This window comes from Anaerococcus porci (assembly GCF_009696575.1).
In the GTDB taxonomy this organism is placed as follows: domain Bacteria; phylum Bacillota; class Clostridia; order Tissierellales; family Peptoniphilaceae; genus Anaerococcus; species Anaerococcus porci.
In genome coordinates this window covers 206,637-229,200 of record NZ_VULQ01000003.1, presented here as the reverse complement: position 1 = coordinate 229,200, position 22,564 = coordinate 206,637, and the positions used below count along the sequence as shown (strand labels likewise).

Genomic DNA, 22,564 nt, shown 5'->3' with positions numbered 1-22,564 from the left:
TAGTCTAAGTCATCTAGCTTTTCTCACAAGTCTTTTATAGCCTGCGAGAAGGCAATACAGAAATTCCAAAATATAGGGTTAAAATTATAAAAGATATAGCTAAAAAAACTAGCAAGGATAGGCTTTTCTTCTTTATCTTCGCTTTCATTTTTAAAATATTCTATATCTACATTGAATATTTCACTTAATTTAACTAGATTCTCCATAGATAGTTCAGATAATCCCTTTTCCCACTTTGATACAGCCTGCCTTTATATGTATAATTTTTCTGTAATATATTCTTGGGTAAGCCTTAGCTCTTTTATTTTTAATTTTTTCACTTAACATATTCCCATTCTTATTAATATATTATGATAAATAATTTTAAAATCCTAATAACTATAGGGCAACTTTAGTATAAATTAGAATTTTTTTATATTTTAAAAAAATAATGATATAATTTAGAAAAAGATTGGAGTTAATATGGGAGAAATAATAAAAATTGAAGCAGATAAAGTTGTAGTTGGACTTGAAGATGGTTCTGTAATAAGAATTGATCTTGATGATGTTAACTTTGTTCCAAATATTGGAGACAAGGTTAAAGTTTTCAATGATGGAAACCATAACTACATAAGAAAAGCAAAAGAAAAATCAGAATATGAATCTTATAAGACTGTAGATGAAAAAGAATATTATAGAAATGACTTGGATAAATCTAGTGTTACAAACATATATATAAACCAAGAAAATAAGAATATTCCTTATGGTAAATATCCTGTTAATAAGTGGATATATGCTATTTTGGCCTTGTTTTTGGGAGGATTCGGAGCCCATAAGTTTTATTCCAGAAAATTTGGTAAGGGAATTATATATCTTATATTTATATGTACTGGAATTCCAACTATAATATCTTTTTTTGAATTTATAATAGCTCTTACAAAAACACCTGATGAAAATGGATATATTTATATGTAAAAATTAAGCTCTTGCAAAAATAATATTTACAAGAGCTTTTAACTTATTACTTTTAGGGCAAAAAATATAGTTATAAGAAGTCCTTCATCATCAAAAACTTCAATCTCATCTTTCGAAAAATTATAAGAGCCTAAAAGTTCTTCTTCCTTTAAGAGTGAAATTAGTCCCGAATTTGGATAAAGATTTATAAAATTTCTATTTAATATTTTAGCATCTTCTATAGGAGCTTTTTTCTCTTTTCTTATCCTTATATTTCCTATTACAGCCTCTCTAATATCCTTTAGACTAAATATCTTCTTTACCTTAAATCTAGCTACAAGTTTCCCACTATTATAGAGAACTTCATAGCTTTTTGCTGATTTTTTTAGCTTGTAGATTATCCTATCAGCTTCATATATTTTATTATCCCTATATTTTAAATTTCTCATATTATCACCCTTATTTTTATACCCGGATAAGATTTATTTTATAAAAACTTAACAAAAAAATACCGACCCAAGGTCGGTACTTTGTATTGCATTCTAGTAATTTTCTTTTAGATATTCTATTATATCATCTGATTCATACATTTTTACATCACCAAATACCATAAATGGGATTTGATCTTTTCCGCCCAATTCTACTAATTCTTTAGTATTTTCTTCACCACTTCTTCCATCCTTTACATTGTATGATGTGAAGTCGGTAATTTTATTTTCATGCATAAAATTTAAAACTTTTAAGCAATATGGACATTCTGGTTTAAAATATAAGTCAAATTTACTCATTTTATATCCTTTCTTTTTTTAGCTTCCTTATATAATTACCCTCTAAGGAATAATTTAAAACTAAAATAAGAATATAAGGCTTGCAAAAATTGCCAATATTATCAAAACAGGAGGTCCAAATACCTTCATAGCAGCTAAAAACATAGCGAGTTTATCATGTTTTTCCAGATTATCTTTTTCTAAAAGTTCTTCTTTTTCATAGATTTCTTCCTTTGTTTTATTTTTAAAAGGATCTATAGGTTTTTTCATAGATTAGCTTCCTTAGCCAATTCTCTTTCTTTTTTCAACCTTTTTTCTTCATTTTCTTCAAAAGCTTTAATTTTAGTTTCTTCAGAGACATCCATTAAGTGACAAGCTACAAAATGACCTTCTTCTACTTCCTTAAGTTCAGGTTCAAATTGTTTGCATATGTCCATACAATACTTACATCTTGTATGGAACCTACATCCTTTTGGAGGATTTACCGCTGAAGGAATGTCACCTTCTATAGTTTGAAGTTCTTGTCCCTTATCGACATCTGTTCTTGGAATAGCTTGTAGTAAAGCCTTAGTATATGGGTGTTGAGGATTTGCAAAAATCTTATCAGAGTCTGATAATTCTACCATAACCCCCAAATACATTACTCCAATTCTATCAGATATATATTTTACAACTGATAAATCGTGGGTTATAAAAAGATAGGTTAGATTTAAGTCTGTTTTTAAATCTTGAAGTAGGTTGATAATTTGTGATTGGATAGAAACATCAAGGGCTGATACCGCCTCATCACATACTATGAAAGATGGATTTAGGGCAAGGGCTCTTGCTATACCTATTCTTTGTCTTTGACCACCAGAGAATTGATGAGGATACCTATGAATAAAGTATGGAGCAAGTCCACATTTTCCCATTACATCTTGGATGTATTCGTTATAGCCTTCCTCTTTCCTATTTTTGAAAAGTCCGTGACCAAGTACACCTTCTCCAATTATATTTCCTACTGTCATCTTTGTATCAAGAGAACCATATGGATCTTGGAAAATTATTTGAAGATCTTTTCTAAGCTCTCTCATCTCTTCACTTGTAAGCCTTGATAAATCTATTCCATCATCTACAAAACTTTCCAGCTTTTCAAAAGAATCCTTAGCTTTAAGCTCTTCTTTTTTATAATCAATATTAGCTTTTTTTTCTGAAACTTCCTTATCAAGCTTTTCTTTCCTGCTCAAAAGTTCCTTATATTTAGGGTCATTAATTAAGGTATTTTTTAATTCTTTCTTATCCCTTATTCTTACTTCATCTTTTTCTTTTATTTTTTTGATTTCAAGTATTATTTTAGATCTTTCTTTTATCTTTTGATAGTATTGATCTAAGATTGAACTAACTTCACTTAAATCATCATCAGCTAAAAGACCTCCAGCTATTCTTAACATATTCTCATAATTTTCTTGGATATGCCTTCTTTGAAACATAGCTGACTCGTTAAGTTCAGCCTTTTTCTCCTCATCTTCTGTTTTTTCTATCTCACTGTAGATAGAATTAAGCTTTTCTACTTCCTTTTCATATTCAGGAAATTTCTTTGCTATATCCTTAATATCTTTTCCCATATATTCTGGAGCAAGTTCATCTAAAGTTGTTCCATAGTAAAGGGTTGTTCCTTCTGTTTGTTCATATATTTGAAGGATGGTTCTACCAAAGGTTGACTTACCACAACCACTTTCACCAACTAAACCAAAAGTTTCTCCTTGGTGAATATCTATAGAGATTGACTCATTGGCATGTACATATTGGTTAGCTCCCCTAGAAAAGATTGATTTTTTCTTGATAGGGAAATATTTTTTAAGATTTCTTATTTTAAATAAGACCTTTTTATTATTGGATTTTTCCATTTTCCCTCTCCTTCCTATTAGGGTAGAAACATCTGATTTTTTGGTTTTCACTTACTTTTACAAGCTCTGGCATATCTTTTCTACACTTTTCTGTTGCATACTTACACCTGTCTGCAAACTTGCAGCCTTTTGGAAGGTTAAGTGGGTGAGGAACAGAACCTGGTATTATATCAAGTCTTTCATTCCTATCGCTTGTTATAGCAGGAATTGAATTTAGTAAGGCTACTGTGTATGGGTGGTTATAGTCTGTTATATCATGCTTAAAGATATAATCAACTGGTGATTGTTCTACTATTTGACCACAATACATTACAGCAACTTCATCAGCCATTTGGTTTATTACCCCAAGATCGTGGGTTATAAAAAGAATAGATGTATTTTGCCTTTCCTTAAGCTCATTCATTAACTTTAGAATTTGAGCTTGGATAGTTACGTCAAGGGCTGTAGTAGGTTCATCTGCTATTAAAAGTTTAGGTTCACAAGCAAGGGCCATTGCAATCATAACTCTTTGGTTCATACCACCTGATAGTTCAAATGGATATTGTTTAGCGACTACATTAGGATTTGGAATCTTAACTTGAGCAAGCAATTCCTCAACTCTCTTAGCAGCTTGTTTTTTATTCATATTCTTATGAAGAATCAAAACTTCTGAGATTTGTTTTTCTACTGTAAATACAGGATTTAGAGAACTCATAGGCTCTTGAAAAATCATAGAGATATCATTACCCCTTACCTTTTCCATTTGAGCTCTATTATATTCAGAGATTTTTTTACCTTCAAATATTATCTCTCCACCATAAATTTTTTGGTTAGGTTCAAATAATTGTAGGATACTCATAGCTGTTTGACTTTTTCCTGAACCTGATTCTCCAACTAGCCCTAGGGTTTTTCCTTCTTCAATTGTACATGATACTCCATTGACCGCTTTGATTTGACCACGTCTTGTATCAAAGTAGGTATGAAGATTATTTATTTCAAGTAAATTTTTCATCTTTAACCTCTATCTCTCATTTGACCTTGGGTCTATAGCATCTCTTAGGGCATCCCCTATAAGATTTACCGAAAATGCTGCTAAGAATACTGCAAGTGCTGGTATTACCCATCTCCACCAGTATATATTTATTACATCTGATGATTGGGCACTTGTCATCATATTACCCCAAGATGGCATTGGCTCTTGTACACCAAATCCTAAAAATGATAAACCTGCCTCTGTAAGGAGGTTTCCAGCAAATCCAAGTGTTGCATTTACTATAATTATAGAAAGGATATTAGGTAGGATGTGCCTTACAAGGATTGATGAATTTGTAACACCAAGGGCCTTGGCAGCTGTTACATAGTCTCTTTCTCTTTCAGCTAAAATTTGACCACGAACAAGCCTTGCAATCCCTGTCCATCCTATAACACCCAAAAGAACCATTATCATCATAAGTCTTGTATTTTGACTTGTGTTTACAGGAAGGAGTGCCGAAAGAGTTATAATTAGTGGATAGAATGGGAATGATTGAACGATTTCTGTAATTCTCATCAATACATTATCTACTCTTCCTCCAGCATAACCTGATATCATACCTATAATTACCCCAAGTACTACTTGGATAACTACTGATACAAAAGAGATAATCATAGTCATTTTTCCACCATGAATAAGCCTTGCATATATATCACGTCCTTGGTCATCTGATCCTAACCTAAAACCCTTAAGTCCCCAAGTATCAATCTTTGAGTCCTTATTTACAGCATAGTTATTAAAATATCCTGTAAAAATTTGGCTATATTCTCCATCAGGACTATCTGCTTCACCATAGTTATTATTTCCCCAAGAATAAATCTTTCCATTTTTATCAAGTGCTGTAAAGTGGCTTGTTCCACCTTCTATATCTACAATATCAGCTTCAAACTTTGGTATATTTGATCCTGAAAGACTATCTCTTGCAGGTCCCCAAACATATAACTTTCCATTTTCATCTAGGGCTGCAGCAGAATTTGTAGTAAGGGCTACCTTACTAATCTTTACCTTGTTATTTTTAATCTCATCTGGAGCTCCTAAATCTACCTCAGCTCCCCTAACTCCCAATAGTTTTATAGATCCATCTTTTAATATAGTAAGTATATTTGTACCATTTGTAGCAAAATCAACCACATTTCCTTGGACTTCACTAGGAATTAGATCAAGCCTTGAGTTCATTGTAGAACCCCAAACTATTATATTGTTTTTCTCTGTTAAAATTACTGAATATTGAACACCCGCACCAAGTTTTTTAATTCCTTCTTGCTTCACTTGACTTTCTTTCATTGGCGGAAGTTTTGTTTGTTTGAAAGAGTCATTACCCCAACCATATATTTCATTATCTTCTGTTGCTATTAGGATATGCCTATCTCCTGCAGTAACATCTTTTATCTTTTTATCTTTTATCTTATCTTCTATTTCCTTAGGCATCTTCATAACGTCATCTTCATTATTTTTTCCCCAATAATAGAAGTTGTCTTCATTTGTAAGACCTACGCCAAAAGTGTTTCCTACAGATATTTTCTTAACTCCCTCTTTTTCCATCTCAGAAGGATAATTCATATAACCTGAACCAGGTGATACATTTATAAGTGTACCTTCTGATTGATAAGGGTTAAATGGAACTAAAATAGAACCCACAAATACGACCAAAATCATAGCTAGTAGTAAAACAAGACCTATTACTCCTAATGGATTTCTAAAGTAGTTTTTAACAGCCATCCTACCAGGTGATGTAATAGCTTCTTCCTTTAAGTCCTCATTCTCATTTTTAGGATCAATATCTCCAAGCTGAGTATTTGTTTGTTGGTCAACTATTCCTTGAGCATCTTCCTTAACTTTATCAGCTTTGTCATATTCATTAGAATTAGTTCCGAAAGTAAAAAGGGAAAGAACTAATTTTCCAAAAGATTTAAAACTTTTATATAATTTATCTTTCATATTAAGCCTCCAATTTTACTCTAGGATCTACTATAGCATAAGCAATATCCATGATTAAATTTCCTAAAAGTGTAAGTATAGCATAAAACATAGTTAAGGCTAAGATTACATTATAGTCTTGGGCTAGAACTGACTTTATTAAGGATATTTCCAATTCCCCTATATGCAAATATAGTCTCAGTTATAGCTGAACCTGAAAACATAGAAAGAACAGCCCATGTCATTGCAGTAACAACTGGGATTAAAGCATTTCTAAAAGCATGAGAATAAATTACAGTCTTTTCCTTAAGACCCTTTGCCCTAGCTGTTCTTATATAGTCTTCATTTAAAGAATCAAGCATAGAATTTCTTACGTATCTTGAAATGGAAGCCATGGAACCAAAAGTTAGGGTAAGAGTTGGAAGTATTAAATATCTTATCCATTCTCCAAAACTATTATTTCTAGGCATACCATTTGCAGGAAACCATCCTAACCTAAAGGCAAATAAAAATATCAAAAATAAGCCTATAAAAAATGTAGGTAATGATATTCCCACCAAAGTAAATACCTGGAAGAACTTATCAAAGATCCCTCCCTTATGAACAGCCGACCTTATACCTATCAAGACTGAGAGTATAAAAGATATAAGAGTTGAGCCTATATTTAATAAGATTGTATTTCTAAGTGGCTCTGATAAATACTCTTTTACAGGCCTTGTTGATTGAAGTGAATCGCCAAAGTCTCCTTTTAAAGACCTTCCTACCCACATAAAGTATTGTTCTGGTAATGACTTATCATATCCATAGCGTTTTTCTAAATTTTTATATAACTCTTCTTGTTGGGCCTTTGTCATTCTCCCATCTTTAGGCATCATAGCTAAAAGAGGATCTCCAGGCATGGATTTTGATAAAACAAAAACCAATACAGATATAATTATAGCTACAGGAATCAGGTTAATGATTCTTTTTATTATGTATTTTAACATTCTTGTCCCTTCCTTAATGTTTATTAAGTTTACTGCATCAATTATTTTTCAATTTAAATAGTTAAATATAGACATTTTTGAAAAATAAAGACATTTGGAAAAAAACTAATTATAAATTTTAATAAATAAATATAAAAAATCTTCCTTACAATAAACTTACAATATCATAAACAATATAATAATATAAGATGGCTAATTTGTCAATTTAAAAATGATTTATTACTTAATAAAGATTTAAATTTGCTTGTAAAAATCCAATATTTAGAAGCTTATTTGACTATATATGTATATTATTTCTCTAATCTCAATAATAATTGTAGTTTAATTTCAAATAAAATTTATAATACTTTATCTATTTTTTCTTTTTTAAAATTTAAAATATTTAAGACATTATTTTTATAATTAACAAAAATAAGCTATTGCAAAAATGCAATAGCCTAATTTTTATCATTTTTTAGATTTACTTAAGACTCATTTGATTGATTTGACAAGAAACTCCCCATTCTGGTGTTACACCTTCAAATCCTTCAACTCTTGATGAAGCAGCTGAGTGAACTTGATTAGAATAAAGTGGTATTTCTGGTAGATAATCATTATACCATTGTTGGAATTCTTCCCATCTATCTAAGTATTCATCTTTCTTAGATGGATCAGTTTGTCTTAATTTAACTGTTATTTCATCAGCCTTAGGGTCATTTGTTTTAGTTGTGTTGTCATTTCCCTTACTATTGTATTGGTAGTAAGGATCAAATGGTGTACCAAATCCATTTCCCATGTTAAATGCTGTATATTCTGCTGCATCTCCTTCTTTAGGATTATACATATAGTTAAGAAGTGTATTGAAATCTCCTGCTTGAACATTGTATTCAAGACCAGCTTGTTTTGCATTGTCTGGTAATTGGTTTGAAAGAAGGGTTGTTATTTCAGATTGTTTTGCACCAAATTGGTTGATTTGTAACTTCTTACCATTTTCATCATATCTGTAATAATCAAAGCTTGATGCATTTGACTTGTATTGTTCTTGAGCTTTTTGAGCATCCCATGGAGTTTTTCCATCTTTTTCAAACTTATAAGGAGAAGCATCAAGTCTCTTATTTGCCTCATCAATGTTTAGAGTATAATTTGTAAGTTTTGACTCAACATCAGCTCCTCTTTCCTTATACATCCATTGGCTTGAACCATACATACCATTTGTTACAACAGCATATCCACCTGCAAAGTTTTGAACGAAGTCATTTCTATCCATTAGGAAAGCTATAGCTTGTCTAACTTCTTTATATTGAGTTGGTCCCCTATCTGTTAGAAACTTTAGACATCCATAACCATTTCTATCATATGATACATAAGATAATTTACCTTCATCAGCAGCTTTTCTCATTTGGTCAATTTTTGAACCATTCATTTCTTGTTCATATATATCAATGTCTCCATTTTTAACAAGATCAACTGCTATTTCTGTATTAATTGCTTGAATTATAACATTTGGAATTGTAGCCTTGTGACCTTCAAAATCTCCTGCATAATTTTCATTTAAAGCAAGTTTAACCATGTTATTTTCAAATGAAACAAATTTGTAAGGTCCACATGTTACAGCTGGTTTTTTCCTATAGTCATTTGCATCAAAAATCATTGCTTGTTCAACTAGCATCTTTGTAGGGTCTATATCTCCACCATTTTCAGCAGCTGACTTTTTATCTTCAAGATTCTTTTTCTTTTCTTCGTGTTCTTTTTTAGCATCAGCATCTTCTTCACCAGCATCTTTAACTTTTTCGTCATAAGCTTCTTGTTCAGCTTTTATTTGTTGGTCAAGAGATTCTATATATGCTTTCTTGTCATCTTCGCTTAATTCATAACCATCTTTAAGAGCAAGTTTAGAACCTTCAACCTTTAAATTTGGTGCTATATAATGGATTGGCCTTGCATTAAATGCCTTTAAGTATTCTTCTTCAAAGTATGGTAAGAAAGATGAATCTATTGTAGCTTCAAATGTATTGTCATCTATCTTCTTTAAACCTACAAATTCATCTGTTTTTCCTTCTCTATAATCATTGTATCCCTTAATAGAGTCTGCTCCTATTTCTGTAGAACCTGTTATAACAGAATAATCTTTTGATGAATGAAGCAAAGATTTAAATAAATAATCATCAACAGTAATTGCTTCACCATCAGACCATTTTAAATCTTTCTTAAGTTTGAAAGTTGTTGTTGATGAGCCATCATCATTTTTAACAGTCTTTGGCTCTTCTTCTAGTACTGTTGGATTCCAATTATATTTTCCGTTCCTATCTTTTATATATGTATCATAGGATGCTGCACCTTGAATTCCCATGAACTCTCTTGCAGTTACATCATTTGTACCATTGTTAAATCCTTGGATAAATTCTCCTCCAATTGAATCCACACCAACAACTAGTGTATTATCATTTGTTTGTGCTTTAAAGTTATCAACCTCAGCATCGCCTTTAGAATTAGATGCAGGTGTGCTTGGTGAATTGGATGCATTATTATCTTTGTTAGAATCATCTTTGTTAGATCCACCACAAGCTGTAAGTGTTAAAGCTAAACCAAAAGCAAAAGCTTGGGAAAAAACTTTTTTTACATTCATTCTTCTATCCTCTTTTCTTTTTTCTTTTTTTGATTTTATATGAATTCATTATAGTTTATATTTATGTTCTTGTCAAATCTTTATTAATTCTTATAATTCCAATTAGAAGAGATAGAAAATAAAAATCACATTTTAGACTTATTTATAATTATTCGTGTTTTTGACACTATCTTTACATAGATTTTACTATAGTTTGGGATTTTATTAAGATAAAACATTAAATCGATTGTATAATATACAAATTTTTTTTAAATCAAATTGATAATTACTTCATTTAAATATTGAAATCCATCTTATTTTATTAATAAAAATTATCTTTTAAATGATTTGGGTAAAAATATAATAAAATAATTAATGGAGGGAGAGATGAACAAGAAAATTATTGTAGCCCTTTCTTTATCTTTAGTGCTCAGTGCTTGTAATGCAAATAACAGCAATAAGATAGTATCTAATAATAAAAGTTTAGAAGTAAGTGATTTAACTAAGAAAAATAAAAATAATCTCGAAGGAGAAAAGAAAAATTCCTCTAATGATGGAAGCAATGTTAATAAGGATAAAGAAAATACTAAATCAAATAAAAAAGACCTCAGTGTAAGTGAATTAAGGGATATCATGGCTAAAGAAGCAGGCTTTGACCAAGATATTATAGACTCTCTTACAGATGAGGATATCAAAAAATATGGGGAAAAAGCAGAAAATCTCAGAAAAAAAACAGGTTTTTGGAATAAGTTAAGCTTTTTCTTAAATGAAGTTGCCAAAGACCATCCAAGTAAAAATAGTGAGTATCCACTTTCTTCAATTATAGATGTAGAAGAAAATTGGGTTTATACCACTGATGACAAAACAGATATGTATACAAATGCTAGAAGATATATAAAAGAGCAAGGTTTTGATGCATCCAATATATCTAATGGAGAGCTTAAAAAACTTTTCTTTGATATTTATGAAAGTAACAAGCTCTCAAGCTATGATGAGCAAATAGATATGGCTACTCAAAAGCTTCAGGAGAAATACGAAGATAAGTCAACAAACGAAGGTACAAAAACTAAAGAAACTTCACAAAATGATAATAATAATACTAAAGATACAAACAAAAATAGCTCTAAAATTAAGGGAGAAGGTATGGGGAAATTTGCCCAAAACAAATCAGACTACGATGAATTTAGAAAACAATTAGTAGCAAATTATGGCTTTGACAAAAATAAGATAAATGACATAACAGATGCTGATATTGACCTTGCAAACTACAGGGCCCAACAAAAATTAGAAGAAACAGGCTTTGGTGATATAGGTCTAATCATAGAAGAGATAGGAAAAATGTATCCAGGCTATTCTACAATGTATCCTGGAAAATAGGATATCTTTCTAAATAATAAAATTTCCTTATATAAAATAATTTGAAATTTTATTGAAAGTATTTTTCTTAATCTAAAAGGTTGTTGTAGAATTAACTCATCATTTTGCAACAACCTTTTATTTCATCTAATTTATATAAATACTTTTATACAATATTTAAAGACAATTTTAACTTGTAAAAAATTATGCTCACTTATAAATAATTACTAAAATAAAATTATTTAGTCTTTAAATGATTTCATTTGATTATATGAGTAATATAGGAAAATAGGAGTAAAAAACTATATAAAAAATAAAAAGATTACTAAGAGATAGAAGATAAATTATATCTAATAAGAAATTTAACAAAAAATCATATAATAATACAAATAACTATATAGGCTATAAAATAGGAATATATACAGCTTAAGACAAATTTTCAACTTATTCATAGAATTGATAATGATTCTTATTTTCTTGTGTTTCATATTTTTTATTTTCTATCGTTTTCATTTACTAAAGCAGATTTTTATTTTATCCTATTATTGTAAGTATATTACAACTAAAGATAAAAAAGGATGAATAAAAAATGAAAAAAATACTTAAAAAAGATTATGATTCAATAGTAATCAAAGAAAAAAAGAGAAAAATTGAAGAAAACTAAAAGAAAAAGCTCTCAATTGTATTATTTGAGAGCTTTTTTTCGAATTTATTGCATTTTTTTCATCTCAATTGTGAATTTTTGTAGGATCTTTTTCTCTATCCTTGATACAGTCATTTGTGATATGGATAGTTTTTCTGCTATATCAACTTGGGTGCGTCCTTCATAATATCTTAACTCTAGTATTTCTTTTTCTAGATCGTTTAGTCTTTGGGTTGATTTTTCTATTAAGTCTTTTAGCTCAACTGAGTCAAAGTTTTTATCATCTTTTCCTATCATATCTGAAAGGTCAACTGCATTTTCTCCCTTTTGAACTTGGTATTTCATATCTAAGCTTTGTGGGGAATAAACCTTACTTGCCTCAATTGTTTCTAGTATTGTTTCCTCATCTTCTCCAAGATATGAGGCAATATCTTTTATTGTTGGGGTTCTTTGAAGCTCCTGTGGAAGGATTTTTTTTGCTGTATTTATCTTTTTATAAAGATTTTGTATCCTTCTAGGCACTCTTATAACCCAACCCTTATCTCTAAAATATCTTTTAAGCTCACCCATTATAGTTGGAGTTGCAAATGAAGAGAATTCATATCCTTTTGACGGATCATATCTATCAATTGCATAAATAAGGCCCAGGGATGCCACTTGGTATAGGTCATCTTTTTCAATCCCTTTTCCAACATACTTATTTGAGAGTATATCTACTATATACATATGCTCTTCTATAAGCTCAGCTCTTAGCTTTTTGTCCCCTGTTTTATGAAATTGTTCAAATTTTTCTTTGATTTCTTTCCTTCTTTCCAAAGAAGCCTTAGTTTTTGCCATAATTATTTCTCTTTTGTAAGTATTATTTTATCATCTACAACTTCTACCTTATCAGCTAATTGTTCAAGTATAAGCTTTTGTATTTTTAGATTTTCTTTTTCAATTTCCCTATCTTTTCCACTTACTCTTATTTGGATAAAGCCATCATCTACATGAAATTCTATCTTTATATCCTCATCACTCATTTTGTAATTACAAGCTTCTGATACAACTACTCTTATATCTTCAACTTCTTCTATATCAAAACCTATATCACTTGCAAGGCTTGCTGCTAGTAGTCTTATGGATTTGAGATAGATTGTATTTGGTGGAATCTGTAATTTTATAGTCTCCATTATTCCTCCATATCAAATAAGTTAGTTAAGTCTGTTATTTTAAATAATTTTTTTATATTTTCTTTAGGGTTTATTATTTTTACATATTTTTCTTTTTCTTCTTGGTCTTTGTATATATTTATAAACATACCAAGACCAGTAGAATCTATATAGTCCAGATTTTCTAAGTCTATAACTAAGTTATTGTCAGTATTTTTTAAGGATTTGTCATTAAATTCTACAAAATCTTCTTTTGAGTATACATCTAAATCACCCTTAAGTTTTACCAGTAAAAAGTCATCTCTTTCTTCTATACTTGTATCAAACATTTTTAATCCTCACTAGTTTCCTCATAATATTTGGTAACAGAAACAATACAATCATCTGTATTTTCTAGGTTTTTAAGCTTTACTCCAAGAGTATTTCTACCACTAGTTGATATATCTCTTGCTGAAATTCTTATAATGTCACCCTTTAGGGACACCATCATTATATCATCATCTAAGTTTGCTGGAAGTGTTGCTACAAGATTTCCTGTTTTTTCATTTACCTTATGGCATTTCACTCCCTTTCCACCCCTATTTTGATTTTTAAAGTTATTAAATGAGGTCTTTTTACCAAAACCATTTTCAGTTACTACTACAAGATATACCTCATCATTTAGGGTATTCATGGATACTACCTGATCATCCTCAGAAAGATTTATTGCCCTTACTCCACGGGCAGCTCTTCCCATTGACCTAATTTCAGATGAGCTAAATTTGATGGCCATTCCCTTTTGAGTTGATACAATTATATCACACTCACTATCTATTTGACTAACTGATACAAGTCTATCACCATCTTCAAGAGATATGGCTATAATTCCATTTCTTTGAATATTTTGGAAAAGTTCTGCATCAGTTTTTTTGATTTTTCCATTAGCTGTTTGAAAGACTAATTGGCTAACTTCATCTAGGTGGGATAGTTCCATTATATCTGTAATTTTTTCATTTGTTTCAAGACTTATTAGATTTATTATAGCTTGACCCCTAGATTGCCTACTTCCTTCAGGTATTTCATAGGCTTTAAGTGAGTATACCCTACCAAGGTTTGTAAAGCAAAGTAGGGACTCATGAGTATTTGTAGTCATAATTTTTTGAATAAAGTCATTTTCCTTGGTGTTTCCAGCAGAAATTCCCTTTCCACCCCTATTTTGTACTCTATAGGTATTTATAGGAAGTCTTTTTATATAACCATCATGAGTTAAAGAGATAAGGACATCTTCTCTTTCTATAAGCTCTTCTACATCAAATTCTCCCACATCCGGAACAATTTTTGTCCTTCTCTCATCTGAAAATTTTTCTTTAATTTCACTCATTTCATCGATTATTACACCAACAAGTTTTCCCTCATCACTTAATATTGCTGTAAGGTAGGTGATTTTTTCTTCAAGTTCCTTATCTTCAGCTTGGAGTTTTTCAATTTCAAGTCCTGATAGCCTTTTAAGTTGCATATCAAGAATAGCTTGACTTTGAAGCTCTGTTAGACCAAATTTTTCATTAAAGATTTTCTTAATCTCATCATTGTCATAGGATGATCTAATTATTTTTATAATTTCATCGATATTATCGATTGCTATTATTAAACCTTCTACTATATGTTTTCTCTTTTGTGCCTTATCTAGATCAAAAATTGTTCTTCTTCTTACAACATCTTTTTGGTGAGCTATATAGTATTTTATAAGCTCTTTTAAGTTAAGTATTTTAGGAACTCCATCAACTAAGGCAAGGTTTATAATGCCAAAAGTTGTCTCAAGTTGGGTTTGCTTATAGAGGTTGTTTAGGACTATATTGGCGTTAGCATCTCTTTTTACCTCGATTACTATACGCATTCCCTTCCTATCTGACTCATCTCTTATATCAGATATACCTTCAAGTTTTTTATCTTTTACATATTCAGCTATTTTTTTTATTAATTTTGCCTTATTTACTTGATAAGGTATTTCTGTAACTATAATTCTTTCCCTATTTTTCTTAAAATGTTCAATGTTTGCTACAGCACGAAGTTTAAGTTTTCCTCTTCCTGTATTATATGCTTTTTTTATTCCTGTCTTTCCCAATATTTGAGCTCCTGTAGGAAAGTCAGGTCCCTTGATAATATTTGCAAGTTTTTTTATTGATATTTCAGGATCTTTCATATAAGCTATACAAGCATCAATTGAGTCTCCAAGGTTATGTGGAGCCATATTAGTTGCCATACCTACTGCTATACCATTTGATCCATTAACTATAAGGTTTGGAAATCTTGATGGAAGGACTGTTGGCTCCTTTTCCTCTTCATCAAAGTTTGGCATAAAGTCAACTGTATCCTTATTGATATCTCTTAGCATTTCCTTTGCAATCTTACTCATCTTTACTTCAGTATAACGCATAGCTGCTGCATCATCACCATCTACTGAACCAAAGTTACCTTGACCACTTGCTAGAGGATACCTTGTTGAAAAATCTTGGGCAAGCCTTACTAGAGCATCATAGATTGCACTATCTCCATGAGGGTGGTACTTACCCATTACCTCACCTACAACTCTTGCTGACTTACGAGTTGGTTTACTTGGATCAAGTCCAAGTCCTTCCATTCCGTATAATATTCTTCTATGAACAGGCTTAAGCCCATCTCTAACATCAGGTAAGGCTCTTGAAACTATAACTGACATGGAATATTCCAAGTAAGAATTTTTCATTTGATTTTCAAGATCTACCTCGATTATATTTTGAAATCTATCTTCTGTCATGAATCCTCCTATACATCTAAATTTTCAACATATTGGGCATTTTCTTCAATAAATTCACGTCTTGGTTCTACTTTTTCACCCATTAACATTGAAAATGTTGCATCTGTTGACATTTGTGAGTCTTCTTTCTCATATACTTGCAGTAAGACCCTATGCTCTGGATCCATGGTTGTCTCCCACAATTGGTCAGCATTCATCTCACCAAGACCCTTATATCTTTGAATCTTGTAATTGTCTGTATTCCAAGATTTTACTATCTCTTCTAATTCCTTATCTGTATAGCAATATCTTTCATTTTTACCACTTGACACCTTATAAAGTGGTGGTTGGGCTATAAATACATGACCTTCATCTATTAAAGGCTTCATATACCTATAGAAAAATGTAAGTAGAAGTGTTCTTATGTGAGCACCGTCTACATCGGCATCCGTCATTATTATTATCTTTCCATAACGAAGTTTTGATAGGTCAAATTCTTTTCCTATTCCTGTTCCAAAGGCTGTAATCATTGATTTTATTTCTTCATAATTTAATATTCTATCAAGATTTGCCTTCTCTACATTCATTATTTTTCCTCTTAAAGGAAGGATAGCTTGAATCCTATTATCACGTCCCCCCTTAGCAGAACCTCCCGCAGAGTTACCTTCTACTATAAAAATTTCATTTTCACCTAAATCTGTAGATTGGCAATCAGCAAGCTTTCCTGGAAGAGTTGTTGAATCTAGGATACTTCTTTTACGTGTTAAATCTCTCGCCTTTCTCGCAGCCTCTCTTGCCCTTCTTGATGCAAGAGCCTTTTGAATAATTTGTTTTGCAATTTTAGGATTTTCTTCAAGAAAATTTCCCATATGTTCTGAAAAGAAAGCGTCTACTGCTCCTCTTACCTCACCATTTCCAAGTTTTCCCTTAGTTTGGCCTTCAAATTGAGGTTCAGTTATTTTTACAGATATTATAGCTGTAATTCCCTCTCTTGCATCTTCACCTTGGAGGTTATCTTCGTTTTCTTTAAGTAATTTATATTTTCTTGCATAGTCGTTTATACTTCTTGTAAGAGCTGACCTGAAGCCTGAAAGGTGGGTTCCACCTTCTACTGTGTAGATATTGTTTGCAAAAGATAGGATATTTTCACTATATCCATCTGTATATTGGAAGGCTATCTCAACTTCTGTTGATTCTTGCATACCTTCAAAATATGGAATTTCTTCAAAAATTGGTGTTTTATTCCTATTAAGGTATTCTACAAATTCCTTGATTCCACCATCATATTTAAACTCTACAGTCTTATCTTCTCTCCTATCTTCAAAAATAAGCCTTACTGACTTGTTTAAAAAGGCCATTTCCCTAAATCTATCTGCTAGGGTTTTATTGTCATAGACTGTTGTATCAAAAATTTCTCCATCTGCTTTAAAACTAATCTTTGTTCCAGTTTCTTTTGTATCTCCAATTATCTCAAGATCACTTGTTGCCTTTCCTCTTTCAAATGTCATCCTAAAGATATGACCTTCTCTTTTTACCTCAGCTATTAGATATTCACTTAGGGCATTTACTACGGAAACACCTACACCATGAAGACCTCCTGATACCTTATAGGCCTTATCATCAAACTTACCCCCAGCATGAAGAACTGTAAGTACTGTTTCAAGTGTTGATTTACCTGTTTCAGGGTGTTTTTCTATTGGTATACCAGAACCATCATCTTCTACTGTTACTATATTGTCCTTATCTATGGTTATTTTTATATAGTCACAGCGACCTGCCAAAGCCTCGTCTACTGAGTTATCTACAACCTCATATACTAAATGGTGCAGTCCTCTCTCGCTAGTTGATCCTATATACATTCCAGGTCTAAGTCTTACAGGCTCAAGCCCCTTCAAGACCCTAATATTGGACGCATTATATTGTGAATTTTCCATAAATTTCCTTTCTATTTAAGGATATGGCCATCTTTTATTTTTCTTATCTTTGACCTATCAACTATATCAAGACTCTTGGTATTAGTTGCTGTGATTATTGTTTGAAATCTTCCTAAATTTTCCAACAAAAAACTAGACCTTTTTTCATCTAGTTCTGAAAAAACATCATCAAATAAGATAATTGCCTTATCCTGGCTAGTATTTTCTATTAAACTTACATTTGCAAGCTTTATATTTAAGATTGCTGAACGTTGCTGGCCTTGTGAGCCATATTTTTTTGTATCCTTACCATTAATTATTATATCAATTTCATCTCTTTGGCTTCCAGATGAAGTTCTAAAGTATTTTAAATCATCAATTAGCCTTTGCTTAAACTTTGACTTGTACTCATCAAGAGAATCTGCTTTAATGTCAGGCTTATATACAATATGTAAATCTTCCCTACCATATGTTAAAAGCTCATGTTTTTTATTTGCATACTTGTCTATAAGGGCTATATATTTTTTCCTATATTGGTATATTTTGTAATTTAGCCTAATAATCTGCTCGTCATAGGCTAATAATTGATTTTTAAAAAACTTAGATTTTTGGTTTTTAAGGATTTTATTCCTATTTAAAAGAACTTTATCAAAGTCTCTTTTTATGCCCTTATAGGAAAAGTCCACGCTTATTATTATATCATCAATTAACTTTCTTCTAAAATTTGGTCCATCTTTTATTATAGTCAAATCTTCTGGAGTAAATAAAACAATCTTAAAAAGTGACTTTAAATCAGATGTTTTATCATATTTTATATCATTTACAAAAATATCCTTACTTGACTCATTTGCCTTAATATAGACATTTTTAAAGGATTTTCCCTTTCTTATTACTCCATCAAGAACCATCTCTTTTTCAGAAAACATTATAAGTTCCCTATCCCTATTTGCCTTAAAAGACTTGGCATTAGCTAAGTAAAAAATTGATTCTAAAAGGTTGGTCTTTCCCTGGGCATTATCTCCCAAAAAGATATTTATATTTTCATTAAATTCTATTTTTTGATAAAGATAGTTTCTAAACTTATTTAGTTCTAAACTCTTAATCCACATCAGATTAAACTTATATGAAATTCATCATTAAAGATTATTTCATCACCTTTTCTAAGTTTTTTACCAGCTTCATAAAAAACTTCTTTATTTACTACTATACCTATTTCTTTTATCATATGTTTAGCCATACCACCTGATGAGGCTATATCTAATGCCTTTAAAAGATCCTTGGCTGTGATAAGATTTGTTTGAAATTCTATATCAATCATAATTTCCCCTATTCTGCAAGCCTTACTGGTAGAGCTAGATATGTGAATTCTTCACCTTCATTTTTTGAATCATTAGGATATATGATACATGGATTTAGTGATGATTTTAAGTTCATCCTTATAGTATCTGTATCACAAGCCTTAACTCCTTCTAGAAGGTATCTTGCATTAAAAGCAATCTTTACATCATCTCCTTCTTTTTCTATATGAACGACTTCTTTTAAGTCTCCTATTTCAGAGTTTGATTCTATCTTACATACATCTTCTTCAAGACTTATCTTAATTAAGTTTGCTCTTTGGGTGTTATTTAATAATTGGGCTCTTTCAAGGGCGTTAATAAGTTCAATCCTATTGACTATAACTGTAGTTGTAGATATATCTGCAATTATATTTGTATAGTCTATATAGTTTTTATCTATTACTTTGCAATACATTGTAGTGTCCCCTGATTCAAAAATTATATCCTTATCATCCTTATAGATTTGAGTCTTTGTTTCATCATCAATAATTCTTGTCCATTCAGATATTGACTTTCTTGGAATAATTAGTCTTGAATTATCCATTGAACCAGGGTAGTCAAGCTTGATTTTCTTAAGGGCTACCCTATATCCATCAAGGGCTACAAAGTTTAAATATCCTTGCTTTAGTTCAAATAGTATACCAGTAAGGGCTAGCTTGGTTTCATCAATACTTGTAGCAAACTCAGTTTGAGATATAGATCTTTTTAGCTTATCATTTTCAATTTCTAAATAGTCTACACTAGGTACTTTTAATTCCTTTTTATCGTAGTAGTCAAAGGCAAGAATATTGAAATTTGATCCATTACACCTAATATTAATTTTTGAATCTTCAAGGGTAATCCTTACAGTAGAATCTGGAAGTTTTCTAATAATATTAGAGATTATAGTGGCATTTATAGCCATTTCTCCTTCTTCTATGACATTAACTTTAAGTTTTGTTCTTATAGATATTTCTCCATCAGATGAACTTAGGATAAGAGTATCATCTTTAGCTTCAAAGTATATTAATTCATGTATCTGTATATTGGTCTTTCTTGATACAGCCTTTAAGGCTATGGAGATTTTATTTGATAATTCTTTTTGTCTTACTTCAATTTTCATAATGGCTCCTAAAATATTATATAAACTTAGTAGTATTAGTAATAGGTTTTGTGGGTATGTGGATAAGTATTGCTAAGGCTTAAATTAAAATGAAAAAGCCAAATGATAAAATTTGGATAAGTTTTTATATCTTATCCACTTATCAACATTTTCCACAGCTATTATTTTTTCTTATTTAATAGTTTTTTTATAAACATACTTATCATCATACTTATCAACAAATTGTGGATAACTATGATTTTATTTCTTTTTTTATTTCTTCTATTTCCGATCTAAAATCTTGGTCTTCTTCTATCATGGATTCTATCTTTTCATATCCGTGCATAACGGTTGAATGATCCCTATTAAATTCATTGGCAACACTTACCAGTGATACTGATAACATATCCCTACATAAGTACATAGCAATTTGCCTTGGCATTACAAATTCCCTTTTTCGAGACTTTCCCTTCAAGTCTTGAAGTTTTATATGGTATCTATCTGCTACAATCTGTTGAATATCTTCTGCTGTAATTCTTTTACTTTTGACATGGACTCTTGATGAAACTCCAAGTCTTGCATCATCAAGGGTTACATAGGAGCGGTTATTTGATTTAGAGCAGGCAATAGAAGTTGCAAGTGCACCTTCTAAATCTCTTATATTTGTTTCAATATTTTCTGCTATATATTCTAATATTTCATAGTCTACTACAGCTCCCAGTTCATCTTGTTTTTTTTGCAAAATTGCAACTCTAGTTTCAAAATCTGGTTTTGAAATGTCAACTATAATGCCCCAACCAAACCTTGAAACTAATCTTTCTTCTAAGTGTTTAATCTCCTTTGGTGGCCTATCTGATGATATTACTATTTGCTTTCCTTGGTTATAAAGATCTTCAAAGGTATGGAAAAACTCTTCTTGTGTTCCAGTCTTATTTGCTATAAATTGAATATCATCTATCAAAAGCATATCAACTGAACGATATTTTTTTCTAAATTCTTCATTGGTATTGTTTCTAACAGCTGAGATCATTTCATTTGTAAATTTCTCACTTGATAGATACATTACATAACAATCATCTCTTTTATCTAGAATTTTATGGGCTATAGCTTGCATTAAGTGAGTCTTGCCAAGACCAGATGCTCCATATATAAAAAGAGGATTATAGACTCTTGAAACCTTGTAATTTGCCATGTTTTCTGCCACTGACTGACTTGCTGCAAGGGCTAATTGATTAGACTTACCTTGAACAAAATTTTCAAAAATATTAGTTTTTTCTAAAAGTGGCTTAGGATACTTATTTACATCATTTATAAGCAATTGTCCATTATTATCAGTTGACTTACCTAATGATAAGATTTTTTCATAATCATCGCTATCTTTAGCTATAATTTCAAGCTTATAATTAGTATTTCTTTCATTATTTATCTTATTAAGAATTTCCTGCATTTGGGGAACCCATATTTGGTCAAAGATGAATTTAAGTTCTTTTTTTGGTATTTCTAAATAGATAATATCATTGAATTCATTTAAAGGCTTTAAGATACTTATCCATGTATCATACTGTGCCTTATCAGGAACATTAGCCTTCATCTTTTCTTTTAATTCATTACTTATGTATTCTAGATTCATTATTATCTCTCATTCTCCTTAGAATTTTATCCACATTTAATTCTGCCTTAAATTTCAGGAATTAAAATAAAATTATGGACTTATCCACAAAATTGGGATAATATGTGGATAAGTTTTTAGTGGATATTAAAAATGCCTTGTACTACGGATTTTAGACAAGAATTTTTAAATTTAAAAATAGAATTTATGGATTTATCCACAAAATCATATCAAAAACTTAAGAAAATTAGACTTATCTATATCTTTTACACAAGAGATTATACATTAATTTAGCCATTTTGTAAAGTTATCCACAACTTGTTGATAAGTTGGGGATAAGTTAAAAATCATTTTATTTAGAAATATTAAATCCTGTGGATATTGTGGATATCTTGGAAAAATATTAAAATTATTAAATAAGAAAATTGCTATATCCTAACTTTAACAAGTTCATATAAAATCTTTTTTAAAAAAATTTATATTTTTACACTTAAAAATTAACTTAATATCTTGTGGATAAAATATAAATAAAAAAAGATATCCACAAATGCGTATTAATGCAAAATCATTACATAAATGAATATAAACTAATAGGCTATTTTTGTATATTTGTTTTATATAATTATTTTAGTAAACT

At 30.5% G+C, this 22,564-nt stretch carries 21 protein-coding genes; 2 read left to right on the top strand and 19 right to left on the bottom strand.

Annotated features, from left to right (window positions below; translation table 11 throughout):
* Positions 1 to 23: 23 nt before the first annotated feature.
* The gene (locus FYJ26_RS11000; RefSeq protein ID WP_229771207.1) at positions 24 to 206 is read right to left on the bottom strand and encodes a hypothetical protein; all 183 of its coding nucleotides are present in this window, start codon (positions 204 to 206) and stop codon (positions 24 to 26) included.
* A 256-nt stretch (positions 207 to 462) separates the two neighbouring features.
* Here FYJ26_RS11000 and FYJ26_RS11340 point away from each other — a divergent pair, with 256 nt between their 5' ends.
* Positions 463 to 954, top strand: coding sequence for a TM2 domain-containing protein (locus tag FYJ26_RS11340; protein ID WP_154539899.1), 492 nt, complete (start codon positions 463 to 465; stop codon positions 952 to 954).
* Between the two features lie 38 nt (positions 955 to 992).
* Here the strand turns inward: FYJ26_RS11340 and FYJ26_RS04145 are convergent, their stop codons facing one another.
* The 9 genes from FYJ26_RS04145 to FYJ26_RS04110 form a co-directional block, all read right to left on the bottom strand.
* Positions 993 to 1,382 (bottom strand): hypothetical protein, encoded by a 390-nt coding sequence (locus FYJ26_RS04145; RefSeq protein ID WP_154539897.1) that lies wholly within the window; start codon positions 1,380 to 1,382, stop codon positions 993 to 995.
* A gap of 93 nt (positions 1,383 to 1,475) precedes the next feature.
* Positions 1,476 to 1,721 carry a glutathione S-transferase N-terminal domain-containing protein gene (locus FYJ26_RS04140; RefSeq protein WP_154539895.1) on the bottom strand — a complete coding sequence of 82 codons (246 nt, stop codon included), beginning with the start codon at positions 1,719 to 1,721 and terminating at the stop codon, positions 1,476 to 1,478.
* 60 nt (positions 1,722 to 1,781) lie between these two features.
* Positions 1,782 to 1,970: a hypothetical protein gene (locus FYJ26_RS04135; protein WP_154539893.1), complete on the bottom strand. Its 189-nt coding sequence runs from the start codon at positions 1,968 to 1,970 to the stop codon at positions 1,782 to 1,784.
* A complete protein-coding gene (locus FYJ26_RS04130; RefSeq protein ID WP_154539891.1) occupies positions 1,967 to 3,586 on the bottom strand; it encodes an ABC transporter ATP-binding protein in 1,620 nt (539 codons plus the stop codon). The genes FYJ26_RS04135 and FYJ26_RS04130 overlap by 4 nt, the downstream gene beginning before the upstream one ends.
* Positions 3,570 to 4,577, bottom strand: coding sequence for an ABC transporter ATP-binding protein (locus FYJ26_RS04125; protein WP_154539889.1), 1,008 nt, complete (start codon positions 4,575 to 4,577; stop codon positions 3,570 to 3,572). Before FYJ26_RS04125 ends, FYJ26_RS04130 begins: the two co-directional genes overlap by 17 nt.
* A gap of 9 nt (positions 4,578 to 4,586) precedes the next feature.
* Positions 4,587 to 6,536, bottom strand: coding sequence for an ABC transporter permease subunit (locus tag FYJ26_RS04120; RefSeq protein ID WP_154539887.1), 1,950 nt, complete (start codon positions 6,534 to 6,536; stop codon positions 4,587 to 4,589).
* A 1-nt stretch (position 6,537) separates the two neighbouring features.
* Complete coding sequence (locus tag FYJ26_RS11235) at positions 6,538 to 6,690, bottom strand: ABC transporter permease subunit (protein ID WP_268234519.1); 153 nt, start codon at positions 6,688 to 6,690, stop codon at positions 6,538 to 6,540.
* A complete protein-coding gene (locus FYJ26_RS04115) occupies positions 6,647 to 7,501 on the bottom strand; it encodes an ABC transporter permease (RefSeq protein ID WP_268234518.1) in 855 nt (284 codons plus the stop codon). Before FYJ26_RS04115 ends, FYJ26_RS11235 begins: the two co-directional genes overlap by 44 nt.
* 460 nt (positions 7,502 to 7,961) lie before the next feature.
* The gene (locus tag FYJ26_RS04110; protein WP_154539885.1) at positions 7,962 to 10,106 is read right to left on the bottom strand and encodes an ABC transporter substrate-binding protein; all 2,145 of its coding nucleotides are present in this window, start codon (positions 10,104 to 10,106) and stop codon (positions 7,962 to 7,964) included.
* 366 nt (positions 10,107 to 10,472) lie between these two features.
* On the opposite strand from FYJ26_RS04110, the gene FYJ26_RS04105 reads away from it, so the two are divergent.
* Positions 10,473 to 11,462, top strand: a complete 990-nt coding sequence (locus FYJ26_RS04105; protein ID WP_154539883.1) for a hypothetical protein — start codon at positions 10,473 to 10,475, stop codon at positions 11,460 to 11,462.
* 688 nt (positions 11,463 to 12,150) lie between these two features.
* On the opposite strand, the gene FYJ26_RS04100 is transcribed toward FYJ26_RS04105, so the two are convergent.
* The 9 genes from FYJ26_RS04100 to dnaA all read right to left on the bottom strand — a co-directional run bounded on the left by FYJ26_RS04100 (position 12,151) and on the right by dnaA (position 21,948).
* Positions 12,151 to 12,921: a SigB/SigF/SigG family RNA polymerase sigma factor gene (locus FYJ26_RS04100; protein WP_154539881.1), complete on the bottom strand. Its 771-nt coding sequence runs from the start codon at positions 12,919 to 12,921 to the stop codon at positions 12,151 to 12,153.
* Positions 12,922 to 12,923: 2 nt separating this feature from the next.
* Positions 12,924 to 13,256, bottom strand: coding sequence for an ATP-binding protein (locus tag FYJ26_RS04095; protein ID WP_154539879.1), 333 nt, complete (start codon positions 13,254 to 13,256; stop codon positions 12,924 to 12,926).
* Positions 13,256 to 13,564: an STAS domain-containing protein gene (locus tag FYJ26_RS04090; protein WP_154539877.1), complete on the bottom strand. Its 309-nt coding sequence runs from the start codon at positions 13,562 to 13,564 to the stop codon at positions 13,256 to 13,258. Before FYJ26_RS04090 ends, FYJ26_RS04095 begins: the two co-directional genes overlap by 1 nt.
* Before the next feature lie 2 nt (positions 13,565 to 13,566).
* Positions 13,567 to 16,008: a DNA gyrase subunit A gene (gene gyrA / locus FYJ26_RS04085; protein WP_154539875.1), complete on the bottom strand. Its 2,442-nt coding sequence runs from the start codon at positions 16,006 to 16,008 to the stop codon at positions 13,567 to 13,569.
* An 8-nt stretch (positions 16,009 to 16,016) separates the two neighbouring features.
* Positions 16,017 to 17,921 carry a DNA topoisomerase (ATP-hydrolyzing) subunit B gene (gyrB, locus tag FYJ26_RS04080; RefSeq protein ID WP_154539873.1) on the bottom strand — a complete coding sequence of 635 codons (1,905 nt, stop codon included), beginning with the start codon at positions 17,919 to 17,921 and terminating at the stop codon, positions 16,017 to 16,019.
* A gap of 11 nt (positions 17,922 to 17,932) precedes the next feature.
* Entirely contained in the window at positions 17,933 to 19,009 is a 1,077-nt protein-coding gene (gene recF, locus FYJ26_RS04075) for a DNA replication/repair protein RecF (RefSeq protein ID WP_154539871.1), read from the bottom strand.
* Positions 19,009 to 19,218 carry an RNA-binding S4 domain-containing protein gene (locus FYJ26_RS04070; RefSeq protein ID WP_154539869.1) on the bottom strand — a complete coding sequence of 70 codons (210 nt, stop codon included), beginning with the start codon at positions 19,216 to 19,218 and terminating at the stop codon, positions 19,009 to 19,011. The genes recF and FYJ26_RS04070 overlap by 1 nt, the downstream gene beginning before the upstream one ends.
* Positions 19,219 to 19,226: 8 nt before the next feature.
* The gene (gene dnaN, locus FYJ26_RS04065) at positions 19,227 to 20,339 is read right to left on the bottom strand and encodes a DNA polymerase III subunit beta (RefSeq protein ID WP_154539867.1); all 1,113 of its coding nucleotides are present in this window, start codon (positions 20,337 to 20,339) and stop codon (positions 19,227 to 19,229) included.
* Between the two features lie 232 nt (positions 20,340 to 20,571).
* Entirely contained in the window at positions 20,572 to 21,948 is a 1,377-nt protein-coding gene (dnaA, locus tag FYJ26_RS04060; protein WP_154539865.1) for a chromosomal replication initiator protein DnaA, read from the bottom strand.
* Positions 21,949 to 22,564 lie beyond the last annotated feature (616 nt).

Bases quoted from the DNA above. Each gene is read 5' to 3' on its own strand.
- FYJ26_RS11000 (WP_229771207.1), bottom strand. From the start codon at position 206: ATGGAGAATCTAGTTAAATTAAGTGAAATATTCAATGTAGATATAGAA.
- FYJ26_RS11340 (WP_154539899.1), top strand. From the start codon at position 463: ATGGGAGAAATAATAAAAATTGAAGCAGATAAAGTTGTAGTTGGACTT.
- FYJ26_RS04145 (WP_154539897.1), bottom strand. From the start codon at position 1,382: ATGAGAAATTTAAAATATAGGGATAATAAAATATATGAAGCTGATAGG.
- FYJ26_RS04140 (WP_154539895.1), bottom strand. From the start codon at position 1,721: ATGAGTAAATTTGACTTATATTTTAAACCAGAATGTCCATATTGCTTA.
- FYJ26_RS04135 (WP_154539893.1), bottom strand. From the start codon at position 1,970: ATGAAAAAACCTATAGATCCTTTTAAAAATAAAACAAAGGAAGAAATC.
- FYJ26_RS04130 (WP_154539891.1), bottom strand. From the start codon at position 3,586: ATGGAAAAATCCAATAATAAAAAGGTCTTATTTAAAATAAGAAATCTT.
- FYJ26_RS04125 (WP_154539889.1), bottom strand. From the start codon at position 4,577: ATGAAAAATTTACTTGAAATAAATAATCTTCATACCTACTTTGATACA.
- FYJ26_RS04120 (WP_154539887.1), bottom strand. From the start codon at position 6,536: ATGAAAGATAAATTATATAAAAGTTTTAAATCTTTTGGAAAATTAGTT.
- FYJ26_RS04115 (WP_268234518.1), bottom strand. From the start codon at position 7,501: ATGTTAAAATACATAATAAAAAGAATCATTAACCTGATTCCTGTAGCT.
- FYJ26_RS04110 (WP_154539885.1), bottom strand. From the start codon at position 10,106: ATGAATGTAAAAAAAGTTTTTTCCCAAGCTTTTGCTTTTGGTTTAGCT.
- FYJ26_RS04105 (WP_154539883.1), top strand. From the start codon at position 10,473: ATGAACAAGAAAATTATTGTAGCCCTTTCTTTATCTTTAGTGCTCAGT.
- FYJ26_RS04100 (WP_154539881.1), bottom strand. From the start codon at position 12,921: ATGGCAAAAACTAAGGCTTCTTTGGAAAGAAGGAAAGAAATCAAAGAA.
- FYJ26_RS04095 (WP_154539879.1), bottom strand. From the start codon at position 13,256: ATGGAGACTATAAAATTACAGATTCCACCAAATACAATCTATCTCAAA.
- FYJ26_RS04090 (WP_154539877.1), bottom strand. From the start codon at position 13,564: ATGTTTGATACAAGTATAGAAGAAAGAGATGACTTTTTACTGGTAAAA.
- gyrA (WP_154539875.1), bottom strand. From the start codon at position 16,008: ATGACAGAAGATAGATTTCAAAATATAATCGAGGTAGATCTTGAAAAT.
- gyrB (WP_154539873.1), bottom strand. From the start codon at position 17,921: ATGGAAAATTCACAATATAATGCGTCCAATATTAGGGTCTTGAAGGGG.
- recF (WP_154539871.1), bottom strand. From the start codon at position 19,009: ATGTGGATTAAGAGTTTAGAACTAAATAAGTTTAGAAACTATCTTTAT.
- FYJ26_RS04070 (WP_154539869.1), bottom strand. From the start codon at position 19,218: ATGATTGATATAGAATTTCAAACAAATCTTATCACAGCCAAGGATCTT.
- dnaN (WP_154539867.1), bottom strand. From the start codon at position 20,339: ATGAAAATTGAAGTAAGACAAAAAGAATTATCAAATAAAATCTCCATA.
- dnaA (WP_154539865.1), bottom strand. From the start codon at position 21,948: ATGAATCTAGAATACATAAGTAATGAATTAAAAGAAAAGATGAAGGCT.